Origin of the sequence: Brucella pituitosa, from assembly GCF_003049685.1 — a bacterium.
GTDB classification, from domain to species: domain Bacteria; phylum Pseudomonadota; class Alphaproteobacteria; order Rhizobiales; family Rhizobiaceae; genus Brucella; species Brucella pituitosa.
Genome location: NZ_PYSY02000002.1, coordinates 1,175,410 through 1,196,004 on the forward strand (window position 1 = coordinate 1,175,410; position 20,595 = coordinate 1,196,004).

The window sequence follows — 20,595 nt, forward strand, 5'->3', positions numbered from 1 at the left end:
TATTTAATCCAAGTAAACGATAAAACACCGGTCTATCGGATTGTAGTTAATTGTCGATTATATTAGCAAGAACGATTAAAAAGAAAATCTAGACTTCGATGTCGAGATCACGATCAACCCACCCTCTGTCATATTTTTAAGAGATTGATGGCCTCGAAGACTACACATCACACAATGTATGGCTAAGAAATGAACACACCACAACAAAAAAATCACCTTCTCTTTTGCAGGAAAGACTACCTTATTATATTCTGATACTAAACCTCCATGCTTAGTACAAACTTCATCAGAAGCATTCACAACGGCTAGTGACGAGCTTTCATGATACTGTCATTCGAATTACCTCGATATAGCGCTCATCAGTTCTTTCAATATATCAAAGTTTACGCGCGCTAAATCCCTTCAAAAGACTAGGTAACCCTTTCATGCTTTTCTCTACGACCAGCATCCTAACGAATTCTTTGACAAAAACTAAAAAAGAGCCAAATTCAAACAGTACCGGCGTATAACTATCATTTTTTCTGTAGTATTCTTTAATAATTCTCCTGTTTCTAATCGCATAGTAGCGCGACAGATCACTAGAGTCATTCAAATGCCTCAAGCCAAGGCTAACCTGCTTTTGCTTTCTGACTTTTTGCAGACACTCATCAGCAATGAATGCAACATCTGTATGCTTTGACGCGAGCCAGCCATAAATTGCATCATCCCAAACGATGAAAAACCGTTCATCAGGGATTCCAATCTTATTTACTATATCACGATGAATCATCATTCCTTCGAAACAACCATAATTCGTTAGGAAATAGCTTTTCCCTTGATATGGATCTTTGAGAAACGGCACTTGTACGGCAAGGCTATTGCAGACCCACTGCTCGCAAAAGAAATGTTCTCCGTTGGGATCTTTTCTACCCGCGTGGAAGCATTTAAACTGACCTGACCAACGCATCATATTGTCTAAACCATCGGGAAGAACAATAACGTCATCATCCATGAGCCAGAACCAGTCTGCTGCGGTCTTCAACGCCTCACTTACACCGACAGAAAACCCACCGGCTCCCCCAATATTCTTATCGAGACTTTTGATTATAAGCTCGAATCCGAGATATCTACTGGAAAATTCTATTAAAATATTCTTGGTTGGTTCGTTACTGTTATTATCTATAACGATAACAAATTCCGGCTTACGCTCCAGAGAACATATGCTATGCAATAGCCCCTCTAATAGATCAGGTCTATTATAAGTTACTATTACAATAGCCACGCTTTGACTGTCTATTATATCTGCAACCATTATTATATATTACTTCCAGTCGAGTATTTAAGGCTTTCGGTCAAATCTGTAGCACAGTCCATCACAAAAGGCGCGTCGCCATTGATGGAAACCATCCCAATCTAGCTTCTTAGTAATTAGAAAATAATAGGGGTAGAGAACGATGTCGGCACAAAAGCTCAAGGGGCGACGATGTCGCCGGGCCAAATAGCCTCTATTTCTGAAGAAATAATACTTCTTAAAGCTCGTTTCTGGCACGAGCAATTGAACTCTACCTTCAACAATAGAGACGATTTCACCCCAAACAGGTGGGTGACTTACTAAAGCTGTTGTTAAAGTACCAAACCGCACTCCATTCCGTCTCAAGCGTAGCAGGAAATCAACCTCGTCGCCACGAATAAACAATCTAATATCTGGAATGCCGATTTTGAAGAAGACATCGCGTCTAACAAGCGCCCCATTAAAAAAATGAGCTAGGTTCGGAATAAACTCCCTTTCCTGTACCGCTTGCCGATCAATTGTTAATCGGCCGTTTACCTTAAATGGGAACGCCGTCTTCAGGTCATCCTGAGGTGCTACAATCAAGGGGGAGATAACATCGAGGTTATATTTCTCGGCACCATGAATAAGCATTCTGAGACAATCCGAACCGATAGGACAGGCATCATCATCCATAATCCATATCCACTCAGCACCAGAAGCCAGCGCTGATAGAATTGCCAGTGAGAAACCTCCCGCGCCGCCAAGGTTGATCTCTGATTTGAGGTACGTTAAATCCTCACCGGCATAATCTAGACGACCACTCTGACCCGCGTCGACGAGATGAATAGATAAAAGTTCCGGCTTCAATTGTTTGGATGCATTAAGAAGACGACTAATGTCATCGGGACGATTGCACGTCAGCACGGCCATTGCGACAGACAAATCAAATCCTTCCTCTGCGAATTCCAAAGCCAATATAGAGAGAGCGATTGAAAGTTTCCAAATCAATCGCTCTGCTTAACAATATTACACTGCGGTGTTAACCAACTGCCAAGCGCGGCTGAATAGTAGTTTCATAACACTTCAGCGCAGCACCAATTGCCTGATGCATATCGAGATAACGGTATGTTCCGAGTCGGCCACCGAAAATCACGTCATTTTCAGCATCAGCCATTTCCTTATAAGCAAGATATGTCTTCTTATCCTTCTGCGTATCGATTGGATAATAAGGCTCGTCACCGCGCTGAGCGAAGCGTGAGTATTCACGAACTATAACGGTCTTGTCTTTCTGATAGTCACGCTCTGGATTGAAATGCCTGAACTCCAGGATACGAGTGAAGGGCACGCTTTCGTCAGCATAATTCATAACAGCTGTGCCTTGGAAATCACCGACTTGCAAAACTTCTGGTTCGAAGTCGATCGTACGCCAACCCAATTCACCTGCCTTGTAATCAAAGAACTTGTCGATCGGCCCGGTGTAAACAACTGGCTTTCCGGCGGGAATCTGGTCTTTCAAGTCGAAATAATCGACACCTGTCTGGATATGAATGAGCGGATTTGAAAGCATTTTTTCGAAGATGGCCGTGTAGCCATCAACCGGAAGACCTTCATAAGCATCATTGAAATAGCGATTGTCAAAATTATAGCGAACAGGAAGACGCGTAATGATACTTTCCGACAGTTCGCGCGGATCCGTCTGCCATTGCTTCGCGGTATAGCCACGAATAAATGCCTCATAAAGCGGGCGACCAATTAGTGAGATTGCCTTTTCTTCAAGATTAGCAGGCTTATTCTCACCTAACTCACGCGATTGCTCCAATACGAGTTGCTGAGCTTCCAATGGGGACATACGACGACCGAAGAACTGACATATCGTACCGAGATTGATCGGCATCGAATAAACCTGATCCTTATAAGACGTATATACGCGGTGCTTATAATCAGTGAACTTCGTGAAATTGTTCAAATAGTCCCAAACGAGCCTGTTCGGTGTATGAAAAAGATGCGCGCCGTATTTATGCACTTCAATGCCCGTCTGCGCATCGTTTTCACTATATGCGTTGCCACCAATATGATTTCGACGATCAAGGATCAGCACCTTGCGCCCCAACTCATTGGCAGCACGCTCAGCTATCGTCGCACCAAAAAATCCAGCACCGACGATAATTATATCGTAATTCTCAAAATTCACGGCAAGCCATCCAGTTCGTTAAAATTATTAGCGATTGAGTTACTCAATAATCGATCTTTATCTCCAGCTCAAGATCAAGATCAACGCGCTCAGGTATTATGTTCGCTCGCCACGATTTAGATTAAAAGTAAATCGAAGCACACAATATAATAAAAAACATAAACTCTGATATATTGCGTTATAGTTGTACTTATGTAATTGAGCCAGATTGAAAAAATTATAAATTTTGTTGCACATAAGAAACTTAAAGTGATTTATCTCTCATCTTTTTCGCCATTCGTTAATGAAAACGCCGTATTTGAAATGCAATGGCTTCAATGCTTTGATAGCCCAACCGTATTCGTGAAAAAATCGAGGAGACGAATGAGTTCGATCCGCAAAATCCGTAAGGCAGTTTTCCCCGTCGCCGGTCTTGGGACCCGCTTTCTTCCAGCGACCAAGTCCATCCCCAAGGAAATGCTCACTGTTGTCGACAAACCCGTCATCCAATATGTGGTGGATGAGGCACGCGAAGCGGGTATCGAACATCTGATTTTCGTCACCGGACGCAACAAGGCTGTGATCGAAGATTATTTCGATGCACAGGTTGAGCTCTATTCCACGCTTGCCGAGCGTGGCAAGAAGGCAGAGCTGGAGCATCTGCAGGAATTGCAGCCACAGCCCGGCACTACCAGCTTTACCCGTCAGCAGGTTCCGCTTGGCCTTGGCCATGCGGTCTGGTGCGCGCGCGAACTGGTTGGCGACGAGCCTTTTGCACTGCTTCTGCCGGATATGGTCATGCAGTCGAAGAAGGGTTGCCTCAAGGAAATGGTCGAGCTTTATGAGCAGACCGGAGGCAATGTCATCGCGGTTCAGGAGTGCGACCCTGAAGAAGCGCATAAATACGGTATTGTCGGCAAGGGCAATGCCATTGGCAACGGCTTTGAAATCAACCAGATGGTTGAAAAGCCTGCCAAGGGCACGGCACCTTCAATCTCTATATCAATGGCCGCTATATTCTTCAGCCAGAAATCTTCGAACTGCTGAGCAAGCAGGAGAAGGGTGCTGGCAATGAGATTCAGCTGACTGATGCGATGCTGAAGCTTGCCGATGCACAGAAGTTCTACGGCTTTGACTACCGTGGTTTGACTTTCGACTGCGGCTCAAAGTCCGGCTTCATTGAAGCCAATGTGGCTTTTGCCCTGTGGCGGAAGGATATCCGCCCAACGGTCGAGGTTTCGATTGCCGATCTTCTCAAGACGATCAAGCCAGAATAGGCCTACAGCATCGGCCCAATAATCGAAATCGATTTTTTGGAAAGCACGATGCGTAGATTCAATAGTTTAGAGCGCCGTGCGTCCGAAAAGACGCACGGCGCTCTACCGTCATTCAAAACCAAATGAAACCCGCTTTCAGAAATGAAGGCGGGTTTTTTATGTGAAACTATATCTATAAAGTCTTATTTTCGAGCATCCCCGAAATAGGTTGCCAATACCTCTTCAGGAGCACCATCCATTTTTAGATGCCCATGCTCCAACCAGACAATACGGTTACAATTCTTCATCAGTAGCTCTCTGGAGTGGCTCGCCAGAACCAAAATCTTCGTTGATCCGACGAGGTCGTGCATACGTTTATTCGCACGCTCTTTGAAATCTTCATCGCCAGTCGACAACCATTCATCCATAATCAAAATCTCTGGACGAACCGAAGTGGAGGTAGCAAATGCCAGCCTGAGTTGCATACCCGAAGAATATGTTCTGAATGGCATATCCAGGAAATCTCCCAGGCCTGAAAATTCAGCTATTGCATCGAATTTTTCATCGATCTCTTTTGGGTGCATACCCATCATTGCAGCTCGAAGACGAATATTTTCGCGCCCCGTCGCATCTGGATCAATACCCAGCTGAATATTGATCAATGAAACACAGGTTCCATCAATAAAGGCGCCTCCTTGCGTCGGCGTATAAATGCCAGAAAGAACACGTAGCAAGGTCGTCTTTCCGGAGCCATTATGACCGATCAACCCAATGCGATCACCGTCATTTAGGGTTAATGATACCCCCTCAAGACCGCGAATTACGACCAGTCGATCGCTCTTCCGCTCAATCTTTCCACCGGTCGCAATGCTCAGAACACGGTTCTTTAGGGATCGGCTTGATGAGTTATAGATTGGGAACTCAACGCTAACATTATCTAATTTAATCAAACTCATATCATTACAACCAATACGCTACGCGCCAGCGATATTTTCCAAAGAACACCAGTGCAACTGCCCAACCGAGAACGGCAAGCCCGCCTGCAAAAAACCAGCTAATGCTCTCAGGAGCATGGCCAAAGAGGGGGGCCCTCACCAACTCGATAAAGTGGTAGAACGGGTTGAGCTCAATGAATGCCTTTGAAACATGGTCCGGCAAAATCTTGACCATCCACATGATAGGTGTCGCATAAAAGAGTATCTGCAAGACATTCGTTACAACCTGCGTCATGTCGCGAAACCGCGCGCACAAAACAGCAAGAATAAGCATAATCCAAGCCAAATTCAGACAAACAAGAAGAAAACCGGGAATTGCCAAAAGGGCGTAAAAATTTATAGGATGACCCAAGATCAAAGCAATAACTGGGAATATTACAATATTATGCAGAAATATTATCACATTCCTCCACATGGTACGCAGTATATGCGTAAACAGTGGCATCCGTACTTGCAGAATAATGCCATCTGATCCGCTGAATGTAGTGCACCCCTCGGACAAGCAGCTTGTTATAAAGCTCCACATGATGACGCCTGCACATACGTGAGGCAAATATTCGTGCATCTCAGATTGGAAAAGCGTTCCAAAAATCGCACCGAGCGCACCAATCAAGACAGCCATGTTCAAAGTGAGCCAAAAAGCTCCAAGCCTTGAACGGCGATATCGCTGTGCTACATCCTGCCAACCAAAAATCAAAGCCAGACGATACTTGGCAAAAGCCTCAATAATATCGTTCAATGCTACACTGACGCCTGTCTTCGGCTTCAAGCGGTATGCAACCAGCTCGGCGTTCTCATCTAAAGCTTCAACGCTCATAAAGACCTAATCCTAGTTGAACATCGCGCAACCACTTCGTGTGGCTTGGCACATAGTTCGTCAGCCTGACCGTGCGTAGTAATGGAAACATTTGAAATGAGTCAACCGTTTCCGCCAACCAAATGAACTCCCAATGTGGCCAAACTCGGATCTACGTATTCTAGAAACTTTTCATAAAGCCTTCATTTGCCGGCGTCTATTAGAAAACTCTTATATAGAAAACGTAATTCTCTCAATTTGCTGTTGGTAATTCAGGCGTTTCTGGCTCAGTCTTGTGAAGACGAACCTCGAACGGCGCAATGAGCTTTTTGGGTTTGTCACTCGCCATATCCGGAGTGAATGCTGGAAAGGCCGCGCCAGCGGTCGGCACTTTCAAAGCCGCCGCGTCAACCAGATCATCGCCCGACCTTTCGACAAGCTTAACGTCCGACACGGTTCCCTCAGGAGAAAGATAAAAGCTGATCTTTGGCTTGAAGACGCCATCAAGTTCCAGAGGAGCAAGCTCGCGTGCAAGAAGCTGTCCATAGCGTTGAAGAATAAGCGCGACAGCGTTCTGCCATTCTGCCTGATTGGTGATTGAGAGCACTTCAGCGGTTTGAGGTGCGGCGGGTGTAGTCGTGATACGTGGTCCAGTCTGCGCAACGGACGGCATGGTGTATGCCGTCACAGCCAGTACAGACCCGAGCATCATGATAAGGCGGAAACTTGTACGGTCTTGCATTCTCATGATCCTCAAGTTCTCAATCGTTCAATGTTTTGTGGTCGGCGACAACCAGACTGTCCAAGAATTTGGGCCGCGATGTTCAATCACGAAGCGGCCAATCCAAAAACCGCATCAGCGATAGCCGACGTGTCGGCTGTCTCGGGCGTCGATGGTGCTTCATTTGCATCTTCTGTCAGAAGAACACCCACTTGATCAATGCCAAGATCATCGAGTTGGTCAGGCGTGCCAAAGCCATATTCCATATGCCCACTTCCGATGATACCGACAACCAGTGCTTCGGGCTGTTCATTGAGATAAGCTGCAATGTTACAGGCGAAGGCCCGATCCCACGTCTGTTGCGCGCGGACGAAGCGATCAAACTCAGGTGCATCAGCAGGTTTTCCCTGCATCGCAGGTGGCCCGCCATTGGTCAGACGCAGGAGATGTTCGCGATGTGCAAGACTTGCAGGACGCGCTGGCGTCAGGCCGTCACGCTCTTCTTGTGGAATTGCATCCCAGCCTTCCTTGCCAACACGGGTAACAAGATCGCGACGGCAGTTTAGCGCCAGCATTTTAACGCGAAACTCGCGGCAGAAATGAAACAACGGCCAATAGAGATCGGCAGCAAAGCCCCAGACTTTTCCCCACTCTGCACGTTCCAGAAATGTCTCAGCATCGAGCTTGCCCGCGACCCATTCGTCAAGCACAGGCTGGAGCCGTAGTGGAAACATTTCAAAGCCGACGGCAAGATCGTCACGAAGAGCGAGCAGAGAGGCGCAGATATGCGTCTGCCAGCGGTGAATATCATACCTATCATGGCGTTCGCCCAAGAGAACAACCCGCTTTTGCGCCACATACCGCATGACCGATTGGTGTGTGCGAATTTCAGCAGATTTTGGATCAATCCACTGTCCGATCAGGAGTTCTGATGTCTTGGAACTCATAGGAAAGCGTCCTTTGTACCCGAAACGATAAGGCCTGTTTCCTCGCCTGCTTCGTTAAGCGCATAGAACGTGAGAGCGTCATCCGTCCCGACCTCACGCCATGAAGCAACGTGGCCTGCCTTAAGATGCAGATGGAAATCAGGCTTCATCACATTGATAAAACCGCGCGATGGCCGCACTTCCGGCATCTCACCGTTCCACTCCTGTTTGAAAGTGGGCAATTCGAGCGCAATGCGTATCTCGGCCTTATTGCGCTGAGCTGCCGCAAACGGAGCAAGACCCGGATCGTCTTCGCCAACTTCCTGCTTTTCCATTCCGCCTTGCTCTTTGGCTTTAGGCTCAAGCGTTGCGAATTCGAAGCTATCCAGTGCCTTGTCGAACGGTTCAGCACCTTCAAAACCAATGACACTGCCGATAACACTGTCATCCGACGCAAGCAGATCGATACGCGGATAGACTTTTTCCTGCATCACACTGCTGCGGTCAGCGATAAGCGACGCAATTGCTGAAAGATCGATGCGCGAATGGTGCTCCGCGCCGGAGAAGTAAATCCAGCTATCGCGAACTTCGACCTGTTCCACAACACCGATACGTTCATGCGTCGCGCCACCACTTTTGGAATTGATCATCAGCTTGCCCATGGCTGGCAACGTTTTGAGAACATCAGCGGCATCGGCCAGAAGTTTTACGCGGATTGGTTGTTCGCTCATAATTTCCTCATGCTGTTTGGAGATCAGACATCTCGGACCGCTTTTGCGTAGTGCTAAAAGTTTCAAGATTGATGATGTTGTCGATGACAAGATTTGCAGGCTCGCGATGAGCCAGAATGACGATTGTTGAAGTGGGAAGTTCTTTGCGCAAAAGGCCCAGCAGCTCGGTCTCGGCTATCTTATCCAGTGCACTGGTGGCTTCATCGAGAAACACCCAATCTGGCTTAATCAGGATGGCGCGCGCAAGAGCCAGCCTTTGCATCTCGCCACCAGAGAGTGTTCCCGGCGCGATATGTTCGCCAGAACATGCTTTTAGCGAGAGCTTCGACAGCCCGACCTTTGCAAGCGCTTCAGCGATTTGGGTCTGAGCGAAATTCTCTGTCGGAAGCGGATAGGAGACCGCATCATATAGTCCGGCATTCGGCAGGTAAGGCTTTTGCGAAAGCACAAGCATCGAGGTATCAGGTCGGTGAATTGTTCCGTCTGCAAAATTCCAGGCGCCAGCAATCAGACGAAGCAACGTCGTCTTTCCAAGGCCTGAGCGGCCACGCAGCCATACAGTTTTGCCGGGTTCGATTTCAAGCTCGGATATGTTCAGAAGGTTCTGTCCATCAGGCGTTTTCAATGAAACGTCACGCAATTGCAGCGATGAGTGTGTGGGCTGGGCGATGGAGAGACTGCCCTCATCACGAACATTTCGTGCTGCATTCATGAAGCCCGACAGACGCGAAATTGCTGATACGAGTTTTGCCAGCTTTTCGTAGTTGAAAATAAACCAGGAGAGATTGGTCGAGACCTGAGCGAAGGCCTGTCCCAGCTGCATCAGACCGCCGAAAGTCAGCGCACCTGCAAAATATCCGGGCAAGCCGAAGAACGTTGGAATGCGAAAAACACTGTGCCGATAAGGGAAAGTGAACAATCCCAACTGCACCTGTCGCGCCACGAGACGAAACCAGTTTTCTCGGACTGCAGAAAACTTGTCTGAAAGTATTTTTTTCTCGTGTTCTTCCCCATTCATCACAGCAATATCACCCGCATGTTGACGAATATGCGCCATTGCAAAACGGAAATTTGCTTCTCTCTTCTGCTGTTCTACGAAGGTAGCCTTAAGACGATGCCCGAAAAAATGCGTTATGAATGAAGAGACGAACACATAAAGAAAAGCTGCCCATAGCATGTAACGGGGGATCGTGACGTCAATTCCAAAAAGATTGAAACTCAGCACATAGGTGGAAAGGCCCCACAGCACAGCAATATAGGAAAACAATGCAATGATTGTTGTGATTAGTCCCAGACCCTCAGCCAAAGTATGGTGAACGAACAACTCGCAATCTTCTGCGATACGTTGATCCGGGTTATCGGGGGTCTGTCCATCCTTGCGGATAGCCAGATGCCAATATGCTTTGTTCGACATCCACGTAGAAATAACGGTCTCTGTAAGTTTCTGCCGCCAGCGGATTTTGAGCGTTCCCTGAAGAGCCTCACCTGACAGATTAACGCACGTATTGACCAGAACGATCAGAGCGAAAATGCCTATCTGATTGACGGCGACAAAAACATTGCGCTGTTCCAGAGCATTATAAAAATCTGCTGTCCATTTGACGAGCCACAAACCTGTATAAATGCCCACCAGTTCCAAAGCGAAAATTACGGCGAGCAGCGACCAACTGAGCACCTTTCCCGGGCCTGCATTGCAATATTTGAGTAGCTGCCAAAACTGTCTGAGAACAATAAGCATAATTAACCGATACTGACATGAGAAAACCGGAGCCGTTTTTCAAACCGCCCCGGCATGTTGATCATCGATGACGATCAGAAGCGCATCGTTGCACCCACCTTGAAGGTACGGCCCGGTGCCACCTGCATTTCCAGCGGATTGACATTGGCGACTGACGACGTCTCCGGCGAATTGGCATAACCTGTCAGCGTATTTGGGAAATAGCGCTTGTCGAAGATATTCTCGACACCGAAATTCACGTCAATATGCTTGGTCGGGGACCACTTGGCATAGGCATCAAACACCGAATAATTCGACGGTTTGAAAGCATTTTCATCAGCGCGGCGCTTCACGCCCGATGCGAAAGTGCCTACAAACTCTGTTTCCAGATTCCAATCGGGGATGATGTAACGCAGTCCCAGAACCGTGGTCAGCGGAACTGCACCATCAAACGGCGTCTTCTCAGATCCGGCATCCACACGCTGATCGCCACGCATATAAGAAAGCGCCGCATTGGCGAAAACGTTGTTGTAAACCTCGTATTCGCCGCCGAACTCAATACCCCAGACCTTTACACTCTCGACGTTGTCAGAGGTGTACTTATCGGTGGTTCCAGGAACCTGTTGCAGGCCCCTAATGAAATCCTTGTAATCGGAATAGAAGGCAGAAGCGCTGAAATAGCCGCGATCATACTCGCCACGCAGACCCGCTTCATAGCTGCGGACAAATTCTGGCTTCAAGTTCGGATTGGGAATGACCTCTACCATGCTTGTCGCACCGATTGAGGTGGAAGATACGAAGAGCTGCTGTGCGGTCGGCATCTTGAAACCTTCGCCATAGGAGGCAAACACCGAATAAGTATCGTCGAGCTTATAAATCGCACCCAAGCGCTTAATCAAACGGGTCTTGTCGGTCTTCTCAGGATCAAAACCTTCGAGCGGAACATAGTCACCATCCTGGGTCGGATCGATTGAGTAAGTTGCAAGACGCAGGCCCGGCGTAAGCGTCAGACGCTCATCCAACAGCTTGATTTCATCCTGAACATAGAAATCGGCGCGTATGGTCTCAACTTTGGGGAAATTGAACCCTTGTCGCAACGCAACAGTCGTAACGCCCGTATTCAGATTGGTGGTGATATTTTCACCATCATAATTACTCTTGGTGATGTCACCCGCAAAGCCATAAATGAGTTTGTGGCTGGTTTGACCGAGATCAAATGACGAGGTCAGCTGAACATCAGCCTGCAGAAAGTCTTCGCTGTAATTGCGGATCTGAATGCGCTTTTCACGTCGCGGCGTTGCCAGAAGCGGATAATTGCGGATCTGAGTGCTGGTCGTATCGCGCTTTTGCGGTGAATAGGAAATGTTCCATTTCACCTCATCCAGCCACGATGCGCCCACCGTCCAGCGATGATCCAAAGCAAAGCGAGCGCGCTGCATTTTCAGCGAACGATCCCAGCTCTCGTTCTCATAATAGAAACTGTAATAAGCAGGCATGCTTGCATAAAGCGAATTGGCAGCACCGGAATCGTATTTCTGATCCACATCAGTGTTGCGCTCGAACCATTCGCCAGTCAGCTTGAACTCATGATCAGCCGACGGGCTCCACTGAAGTTTCAACAGGCTGTTATAGGAATCCGTATCCATCGGTGATGCTTTATTGCATGGCCAGATCGCTTCACGCGGACAGCCCCAGATACCGCCATCTGCACGTGCTTTACGCATGTCCGGCTCAGATGCACTCATATGTCCGAAACTGCCTAGAACCTTAAAGTCTCCGGCTTCGGCCGCACCGGTGATCTGTTTGCGGAACGATTTATCGAAGCTGTCATAGCTGAACTTGGTTTCGACAGCCCATGGCTTGGTACCATCCAGAAGATCGTCGGCATCAAGCGTCCTGAAAAACACGACTCCACCCAGAGCATCAGCTCCCCACAGAACCGAATTCGGGCCACGTGTGATTTCTACCGACTTCATATTGAAAGGATCAACGAAGTCTCGGCTACCATCGGTAATGCGCTCCTGAACGCGTGCGCCATCGACCAGGATTTGCACACGATTGCCACCTACACCACGAATATTGAAGCTATTGAGCTGGCCGAAAGGATTGGTCAATGACGTTTGACGATCAACACTTATGCCCGGCTCATACCGTACCATATCCTGAATATCGCGCACTTGATGACGGTCCAGCGTGTCGCGATCAATCACACTGATCGACATCGGAACATCAAGCAGGTTCTTGGCAGCGCGCTCGGCAGAAAGCGTAATCGTCTTGAGCTTGATAGGCTCAGAACTTTCGCCTTCAGTGTTCTGGCTTTGCTGGACGGCATCTGTTTTTAGTGCTGTTTGAGCGGATGCCTCCGAAGCGACGCAGAGCACCACAGAGACAGAAAGCATATTCAACCAATGACGATTGACGGATTTTTGGAAAGCGGTAGTCCCCAGCATGATGGCCCCGAGATAAGCATTGCATGATCGCTGGCTTGCCTATCGGGACTTGCTGGCTAAAAGTTGAGTAGATTACTCAATATATTATTTGGGACTGTATTCAACGGTTGCGGAGTGTTTCCAACAGCAATTAGCGCGCTGATACTGAGACAGCGGCAATTATGCAACACTTATAACATGTCACGTTTGTATACGACGGCAATAAGAAAAAAGAGTATGTGTTGGGAAAATGGCTGGGGCGCCTGGATTCGAACCAGGGGATGCCGGTACCAAAAAACCGGTGCCTTACCGCTTGGCTACGCCCCAACAAATCAGATCAAAGTGATCGATTGCGCGGGCTTATAGCCGCTCCCTGCGCCAAGTGCAATCGCCTATTGTCGAATTCTGGTAAGCTTTACAAGGAGAATTTCCGCAGTGCATAACAAGCGGCTCAAATCAGCTAAGTACAGGGATTTGCCTTCGCGTCCAAAGCTGGTAATCCGATAACAGAGTCATTTTTTTGGTTATTGCAATGATCTTGCTACTGGTTTCCTTTCTTGCAAGCGCTATTCTTTGCGGCGTCGGCCTTTATGTTTTATCCGCGCTTCTGCCAGCAAGCTTTCTTGCGGCCAAATTCAATGCACGCTCCAACCATAGCGTAGCTGCCAGGCAAATCGGCGGCCTTGCGCTCATACCGGCCATTATAGTCTCGCTTTTAATGTTCGGCACAGATCTTGGGCTGACTATTGATCTGGTCCTCAGTCTCAGCGGAGCCTGTTTATTACTCTGGGTTATCGGTGGTCTGGATGATCGTTTCGAGCTTTCCGTCACAACACGCTTTGGCTCGCAGTGCGTGGCCGCATGCCTGGTGGTTTATGGGCTCGGCCCCGATTTCCGACTATTACCCGAGCTTTTGCCCCATTGGGCAGAGATCGCGCTGATTGTCATCACGCTTGTCGCGGCAATCAATGTTACAAATTTCATGGATGGTCTGGATTGCATGACCGTTGCAGGCATCGGCGTGCCCATGGTTGGAATTGCGCTGCTGGCAACATTTCAGCTTGCAGGCGTTGAAAGCGGCACAATCGCTGCAATCACGGCAGGCGGGCTTGTGGGTTTTGCTTTTTACAACCGCCCACCCGCAAGCGTTTTTTTGGGCGATTCCGGGAGCTTTCCGCTGGGGCTTATTGCCGGAACCGCGCTTCTACTTCTGGCACGGGAAACGCATATAGCCGTCGCGCTTATTCTGCCGCTCTATTACGTGCTTGATGCCGGCACGACAATCATCTTACGCGGTCTGGCAGGCGAGAACATTCTGAAAGCACATTCAAAACATGCCTATCAGGTCGCCAAACGGGCCGGGTGGAGCGTGTCGAAGGTGGTGAGCCACGTCGCACTGCTCAATATCATTCTGATAGCATGTGCGGCAGCAATTATGGTCTTCGACCATATGCTTTCGCAAATCATCTTCGTGCTTATTGCCGCAGTCGCAGTGCTTTTGCTGCTGCTCGATTTCCGTGGACGTTTCAGGAAGTTATAACGTCAAACAGAACCTTGCGGACCGCGTTGACATCTTCTGTCTCCATCGCAGCCCGGAGAGTATCAAGGCTTTTAGGGACGTCCACAGCAACCTTTTGCCCCTTGGGGGCACGCATAATTTTGGGGTGACGCGTCGTCTGAGCCTGAGAAGGATCGTAGAAAAGCTCTTCATACATCTTCTCACCTTCGCGAATGCCCGTCACCTCAATCGCAATATCGCCGTCGGGATTGTCTGCGCTACGCACCGTCAGCCCCGCAAGCAGGATCATATTCTCGGCCAGGTCACGAACCTTGACCGGATCGCCCATTTCGAGAAGCACCGTATCGCCGGATTTGGCAATTGCACCGGATTGCACGATGAGTTCTGCTGCTTCCTTGATCGACATGAAATAGCGCGTCATGTCTTCGTGCGTGAGCGTGACGGGTCCACCATTGGCGATCTGTTCGCGGAAAAGCGGAACCACTGAACCGTTGGAGCCCAGAACATTGCCGAAGCGGACGGAATAGAATGACTTATGATGGCCCGCCTTTTCAGCGAGTGTCCCGTAGTAGTAGACGACAAGTTCGGCCCAGCGCTTTGTTGCGCCCATGACATTCGTTGGCCTCACGGCCTTATCGGATGAAATCAGCACCAAACGTTCGACATCGGTTTCAAAGGCTGCGGCAGCCACGTTCAGCGTGCCGAACACGTTGTTATAGATACCGACAAGCGGGTTCTTTTCGACAAGCGGCACATGCTTATAAGCTGCGCAATGATAGACCGTATCAACGGTGTGGGTGCGGATAGCTTTTTCAACACATTGCTGATTTGCCACCGTGCCGAGCACTGGAATGACATCGCATTGCGCAATCTGCCGTAACTGTCGCTCGATCTGATAAAGCGCGAATTCGCTCGATTCAAAAAGCACGATGCAGCTTGGGTTCCACTGCGCAATCGTGCGGCAGAGCTGGCTGCCAATCGACCCGCCAGCGCCCGTAACCATAATGCGTCGCCCTTCGACAACTTCGCGGAGCAAATCGACATCTGGCGGTACAGGCGAGCGCCCAAGCAAATCGTCAATTTCGACATTGCGCAGAGCACTGACAAGATATTTGCCAGCCGTCAGATCAGCGATTGGGGGTAGAATGCGGGTGCTAACCGGCAGACGCCCGAGCAGGCGTGCAAGTTCCTGCCGCTGCTTCTGATCGATTTCCGGTTCGGATATGACAACCTGACCAACGCCAAAATTCTCGATCAAACGTGGGATCGCTGCAATGTCATAGACCCGGAGACCAATGATATCCATGCCGCCAAGCTGGCCCGTGGGATCAACGAAACCAATGACATGCGTATCGCTATGGCTTCTGAGTGCTGTTGCCAGCTGACGCCCGGGTTCACCCACACCAATAATAAGAGCCGTGCTTGTATAAGCCCTGCTGGCTTCGGCACTGCGCAGCAGCCATTTCGCACCAAATCGGCTGGCAGAAATAAGCACCGTGCTCAAAAGCCAGTAGAGAAGAGGAACCGAACGCGGCAAACCAGCGCCGCCGTATGATTCCATAAGAAAGACCAGCGCCACCCAGAATAGGGCTGCAATAGCGGTCGCCTGAAAGATTGGCCAGATGGCTCGCTCGGCCAGATAGCGAATAATTGCCCGATAAAGACCAAAACGAATAAAGACGGGGATTGCGAGAGCCGGAGCGATGGCGATCAGGAAAATCTGCGTCTGCGTCGGGACAAAAACAAAGCCAAGCCGCATGACAAAGGCGAGATAGGCGCTGAGCAGCAACAACAAGCAGTCGCTCAGCAGCAGTATGATCTGCTTACCAACACGCGGTAATAAAGCCAGCCTCTGCCAGGGATATCTGAAACTCATACGAACATATCCTGCCCCCCTCAAGGCGAAAATGCGAATAATCGCCGTTGAGGATTCGGCTAAACCCACTCTTTTTTAATCAGTGAAATCAGATATCTAGCTCAGATATCCGACCATATAACCAGCCCAATAGTGGCACCGTTAGCACGAGTCCCCGCGCAGGGCCATATCAATTGATATTTCCCACGCTCACGGAGATTACGCGCTGATCCCTTAATTATCTGTTTTTATTCAATTTCTCTCACACAAGCCATCCGATCTTCGTTCTGAGCACTTAGTACTTTCGGCTAAGCAATAAGTGCGGGCAATTTTTAGACATAAACACATAAACATTTCTTTATGTAATATTGACAAGCAGTGAAGCTTCCGGCAGACTGAGCGGCGTTATGGTTCTTTCGTCAGACTTCAGATGAAAGCTAAGAGGGAAACCGGTGCGTTGAAGACAAAACCGGTGCTGCCCCCGCAACTGTAAGCGGCGAGCCTTGATCCATCATGCCACTGGAACGAAACATTCCGGGAAGGCGGATCAGAGCGCCGATCTGATTTAATCAGATCGAAACGCGCTCTAAGGTGCTGACCCGCGAGCCAGGAGACCTGCCATGGCAAAACAACGTCCACGGGCGGGGTGTCCCGGAATGTCGCAGGTCTGGCTGTAATGAACAGCCTTTTCGCGCACGTCTGCAAACCCGCGCCCCCATCTATATCGGGGTATATATAGCCATGTCACAAACCACCGTCGCTACCGCCACCCTTGGTGTGCCGCGCATCGGCCGTCATCGCGAACTGAAGTTTGCACTCGAAGCTTTCTGGGCGGGTAAATCGTCTGAGGCAGAACTGCTCACTATTGCCAGCGCCTTACGCGCGGCCAATTGGGCCGAACAGCGCGATCACGGTATCACGAAAATTCCGTCAAACGATTTCTCCCTTTACGATCATGTGCTTGATACTGCCGTGATGGTCGGCGCGATCCCTGACCGCTATGGCTGGACGGGCAGCGACGTATCGCTCCAGACCTATTTCGCTATGGCGCGCGGTCGTGAAGGCAAAGCGAACAGCGATTGCGGTTGCGGCAATCATAAGCATGGTCATGGCGTGACCGCGCTTGAAATGACCAAGTGGTTCGACACCAATTATCACTATATGGTGCCAGAACTCACCGACGATCAGGAATTCAAACTTTCGGACCGCAAGCCGGTCGAGCATTTTCTTGAAGCAAAAGCGCTCGGCATCCACACACGCCCGGTCATTCTGGGACCGGTGACGTTCCTGAAACTGGCAAAATCCACTGCCGAAGGTTTCAACCCGATAGCGCTACTGCCAAAACTGCTGCCCGTTTATGAAGAGCTGTTGCAGGAACTGGCGGAAGCCGGAGCCGATTGGGTGCAGATTGACGAGCCAGCGCTGGTTCTCGACCTCATCCCCAATGAGCGTGCAGCTTTTGAACTTGCCTATCAGCGTTTGAACACAGCAAGCCCGGTCAAAATCCTGGCTGCGACCTATTTCGGAGAACTGGGCAACAATCTCGAAACCGCTCTTTCTCTGCCGGTTGCAGGTTTGCATGTCGATCTCGTGCGTGGGGCAGACCAGCTTGTGGAAGTTGCCAGCAAAGCGCGCGGAGATCAGGTGCTTTCGCTCGGCATCATTGACGGACGCAATATCTGGCGTGCCGATCTCAACGCGATCATCGACCGTGTCCAACCTTTAATCGACAAGCGCGGGCTGGAACGCATTGAAATTGCGCCATCTTGTTCGCTCCTGCATGTGCCGATTGATCTTGAACTGGAAACCGGTCTCGATGCAGAACTTAAAAACTGGCTCGCTTTTGCAGCACAAAAGATCGATGAGATTGCTATCCTCGGACGTGCGCTTTCGTCAGGAAAAAGCACGGTTCTTGCAGAACTGAAAGCCGCCAGTGAGGCCATTGCAGCCCGCCGCACATCGCCAAAGGTCCATAGTCTGGTTGTTGAACAGCGCGTTACCGCTGTTACCGAGACTCAGAAAAAGCGCAATAGCGTGTTCACCGAGCGACGCAAAATTCAAAGCGACAAGCTCAGCCTGCCCACTTTCCCCACCACGACAATCGGCTCTTTCCCGCAGACGCCGGAAGTGCGCAAAGCACGTGCAGCGGTCAACAAAGGTGAGATCAGCACTGCGCAATATGAAGGTTTTATTCAGCGCGAAACCGAAGCTGCCATCCGCTGGCAGGAAGAAATCGGCCTCGACGTGCTGGTGCATGGCGAGTTTGAGCGCAACGACATGGTGCAATATTTCGGCGAGCAGCTTTCGGGCTTTGCTTTCACAAAATACGCCTGGGTGCAGAGCTACGGTTCGCGCTATGTCCGCCCTCCCATCATTTTCGGTGACGTTTCCCGTCCGGAACCGATGACGGTCGCATGGTGGAAATATGCGCAATCACTGACAGACAAGCCCGTCAAAGGCATGTTGACGGGGCCAGTTACGATCCTCAACTGGTCGTTTGTTCGCGATGATATTCCACGTGCTGCAACCTGTCGTCAGATCGCTCTCGCCATCCGTGACGAAGTGAGCGATCTGGAGGGTGCAGGTGCTACCATGATCCAGATCGACGAGGCGGCCTTGCGCGAAGGCTTGCCGCTGCGTCGCGCTGACTGGTCGATCTATCTCGATTGGGCTGTCGAAAGCTTCCGTCTGTGTTCAAGCGGCGTGACCGACCAAACACAGATCCACACCCATATGTGCTATTCGGAGTTCAATGACATCATCGATGCCATTGCTCATATGGATGCCGACGTGATTTCGATTGAAACCTCGCGCTCACGCATGGAACTGCTTGATGCGTTCAAGTCGTTCAAATACCCGAACGACATCGGCCCGGGCGTTTATGATATTCACTCACCACGCGTGCCGGAAGTCAGCGAAATGACGGACCTGCTGGCGCTTGCCCGCAAGCAGCTTTCCGATGGACAGCTCTGGGTCAATCCCGATTGCGGCCTGAAAACCCGCAAATGGGACGAGGTGCGCCCTGCCCTCGTCAACATGGTGGCGGCAGCGAAAGCGCTACGCGCAGAACTGGCCTAAACGAAAAAACCCATGCCGGATTAAATACCGCATTTCCGGCATGGGTTATCCGCCGTTCACCAACGCCAAAATAAGCTGCTCGACGTTGCCGCCGGATCCCATTTCAACGCGGTCGAAATCACGGCCCTGCTGGCGCTGGATATCGACCAGCGCAGTAATGCGATTAATCAGTTCCCGGCGCATTTTCTGGCACTTCGGGTCGTTCGGGATGGAAAGCCCAACCGTCGTGCGGACGATCTCGCGCGTCATATCCTTGGCTGTGTCGCCATGAACGAGCTCGTGCTTGTAGATGCCATCATAGAAGCGCTCCCAGTTCTCTTTCACTGGTGAGGTAAGCTTCTGTGAAGGCTTCGGCAGCGTATAGGTGATTTTCAGTTTGGGCCTGGCCGAAACAATTGTGCAGCCATTGTTGGAATTGTCGAACTTGCGATCCCAGGTCAGCACAAAGGTCGTGTGCGCTATCACGCGGGATTTGCCGGCTTTAGGGCCGCGCTCGCCGATGGATTCATAGAGCTCAGGACCGGTGCGGCCGGTAATCGCGTAGGGCTTTATGACTTCAACGGCTTTCCAGTCATCCTCTGCAAAGGCCTGCCCCGAAAACAAAACACCGAAAACAACACTCAATACAGCTATGCGCACGACAACTCCAGCCCCAAAAACAGCAATGCGCGAAGGCTACAATATCATTGCCCCAGACAGAAGCGCTTTCACTACCCCTCGCAATTTGAACCAGAAATCGGAATAAATTTCCTGATTAACGGTTTTCAGAGCAAGATTGACTATATCTTCATAGTTTCGTAGATACGTAGTTATGAACGAAAATGACCCAATCGACCCGGGTGTAAAAACCCACCTCGCGGCCGACAAGGCAAGTGAATTTCTCAAGACAATCGCCAACAATCACCGGCTTATGATCCTTTGCCGGCTGCACGGCGGTGAGAAGTCAGTGGGACAGCTTGCTGAGTTGATCGGCCTGCGTGACTCCACTGTCTCTCAACATCTGGCATTGTTGCGGCGCGAGGGCATTATTGCCGGGCGACGTGACGGACAAACGATCTGGTATCGCGTTGAAAGTGATATAGCGCAGCAAGTGATGGCGGTGATCTGCACACATTTCCAGGTGCCGGTCGGCTAAGCCGGCATCCGTTAC

The 20,595-nt window shown here is 49.9% G+C and carries 15 protein-coding genes, 1 tRNA gene, 1 pseudogene and 1 riboswitch; of the genes and pseudogenes, 4 read left to right on the top strand and 13 right to left on the bottom strand.

What is annotated here, in order from left to right; genetic code table 11:
• Positions 1-376: 376 nt before the first annotated feature.
• The 3 genes from C9380_RS17870 to glf are packed head-to-tail and all read right to left on the bottom strand — an operon-like array spanning position 377 to position 3,443.
• On the bottom strand, positions 377-1,291 hold the full coding sequence (locus C9380_RS17870; protein ID WP_128094181.1) for a glycosyltransferase: 915 nt from the start codon (positions 1,289-1,291) through the stop codon (positions 377-379).
• Between the two features lie 27 nt (positions 1,292-1,318).
• The gene (locus C9380_RS17875) at positions 1,319-2,260 is read right to left on the bottom strand and encodes a glycosyltransferase (protein WP_210249795.1); all 942 of its coding nucleotides are present in this window, start codon (positions 2,258-2,260) and stop codon (positions 1,319-1,321) included.
• A gap of 31 nt (positions 2,261-2,291) precedes the next feature.
• Positions 2,292-3,443, bottom strand: coding sequence for a UDP-galactopyranose mutase (gene glf, locus C9380_RS17880; RefSeq protein ID WP_100557466.1), 1,152 nt, complete (start codon positions 3,441-3,443; stop codon positions 2,292-2,294).
• A gap of 363 nt (positions 3,444-3,806) precedes the next feature.
• Here glf and galU point away from each other — a divergent pair.
• A pseudogene (gene galU / locus C9380_RS17885) lies at positions 3,807-4,699 on the top strand (UTP--glucose-1-phosphate uridylyltransferase GalU).
• A gap of 182 nt (positions 4,700-4,881) precedes the next feature.
• On the opposite strand, the gene C9380_RS17890 reads toward galU, so the two are convergent.
• The 8 genes from C9380_RS17890 to C9380_RS17925 form a co-directional block, all read right to left on the bottom strand.
• The gene (locus C9380_RS17890) at positions 4,882-5,634 is read right to left on the bottom strand and encodes an ABC transporter ATP-binding protein (protein WP_128094182.1); all 753 of its coding nucleotides are present in this window, start codon (positions 5,632-5,634) and stop codon (positions 4,882-4,884) included.
• Between the two features lie 4 nt (positions 5,635-5,638).
• Positions 5,639-6,490, bottom strand: coding sequence for an ABC transporter permease (locus C9380_RS17895; protein ID WP_100557552.1), 852 nt, complete (start codon positions 6,488-6,490; stop codon positions 5,639-5,641).
• Between the two features lie 232 nt (positions 6,491-6,722).
• Positions 6,723-7,211: an energy transducer TonB family protein gene (locus C9380_RS17900; RefSeq protein ID WP_100557553.1), complete on the bottom strand. Its 489-nt coding sequence runs from the start codon at positions 7,209-7,211 to the stop codon at positions 6,723-6,725.
• An 86-nt stretch (positions 7,212-7,297) separates the two neighbouring features.
• Positions 7,298-8,137 (bottom strand): ChaN family lipoprotein, encoded by an 840-nt coding sequence (locus C9380_RS17905; RefSeq protein ID WP_128094184.1) that lies wholly within the window; start codon positions 8,135-8,137, stop codon positions 7,298-7,300.
• A complete protein-coding gene (locus C9380_RS17910; RefSeq protein WP_128094185.1) occupies positions 8,134-8,847 on the bottom strand; it encodes a hypothetical protein in 714 nt (237 codons plus the stop codon). Before C9380_RS17910 ends, C9380_RS17905 begins: the two co-directional genes overlap by 4 nt.
• Positions 8,848-8,854: 7 nt before the next feature.
• A complete protein-coding gene (locus C9380_RS17915; RefSeq protein ID WP_164844679.1) occupies positions 8,855-10,522 on the bottom strand; it encodes an ABC transporter ATP-binding protein/permease in 1,668 nt (555 codons plus the stop codon).
• Between the two features lie 137 nt (positions 10,523-10,659).
• Entirely contained in the window at positions 10,660-13,014 is a 2,355-nt protein-coding gene (locus C9380_RS17920) for a TonB-dependent hemoglobin/transferrin/lactoferrin family receptor (RefSeq protein ID WP_128094187.1), read from the bottom strand.
• A 230-nt stretch (positions 13,015-13,244) separates the two neighbouring features.
• Positions 13,245-13,320, bottom strand: a tRNA-Lys gene (locus C9380_RS17925).
• A gap of 205 nt (positions 13,321-13,525) precedes the next feature.
• On the opposite strand from C9380_RS17925, the gene C9380_RS17930 reads away from it, so the two are divergent.
• Entirely contained in the window at positions 13,526-14,533 is a 1,008-nt protein-coding gene (locus C9380_RS17930) for an MraY family glycosyltransferase (protein WP_100558053.1), read from the top strand.
• Here C9380_RS17930 and C9380_RS17935 read toward each other — a convergent pair.
• On the bottom strand, positions 14,520-16,388 hold the full coding sequence (locus tag C9380_RS17935; protein ID WP_100557558.1) for a polysaccharide biosynthesis protein: 1,869 nt from the start codon (positions 16,386-16,388) through the stop codon (positions 14,520-14,522). The two genes, C9380_RS17930 and C9380_RS17935, sit on opposite strands and share 14 nt — an antisense overlap.
• Before the next feature lie 370 nt (positions 16,389-16,758).
• Positions 16,759-17,004: riboswitch (cobalamin riboswitch) on the top strand.
• A 104-nt stretch (positions 17,005-17,108) separates the two neighbouring features.
• On the opposite strand from C9380_RS17935, the gene metE reads away from it, so the two are divergent.
• Positions 17,109-19,445, top strand: coding sequence for a 5-methyltetrahydropteroyltriglutamate--homocysteine S-methyltransferase (gene metE / locus C9380_RS17940; protein ID WP_128094188.1), 2,337 nt, complete (start codon positions 17,109-17,111; stop codon positions 19,443-19,445).
• A 45-nt stretch (positions 19,446-19,490) separates the two neighbouring features.
• On the opposite strand, the gene C9380_RS17945 is transcribed toward metE, so the two are convergent.
• Positions 19,491-20,084 carry a DUF922 domain-containing Zn-dependent protease gene (locus C9380_RS17945; RefSeq protein WP_374844444.1) on the bottom strand — a complete coding sequence of 198 codons (594 nt, stop codon included), beginning with the start codon at positions 20,082-20,084 and terminating at the stop codon, positions 19,491-19,493.
• 172 nt (positions 20,085-20,256) lie between these two features.
• Here C9380_RS17945 and C9380_RS17950 point away from each other — a divergent pair, with 172 nt between their 5' ends.
• The gene (locus tag C9380_RS17950) at positions 20,257-20,580 is read left to right on the top strand and encodes an ArsR/SmtB family transcription factor (RefSeq protein WP_111785825.1); all 324 of its coding nucleotides are present in this window, start codon (positions 20,257-20,259) and stop codon (positions 20,578-20,580) included.
• Positions 20,581-20,595: the final 15 nt, after the last annotated feature.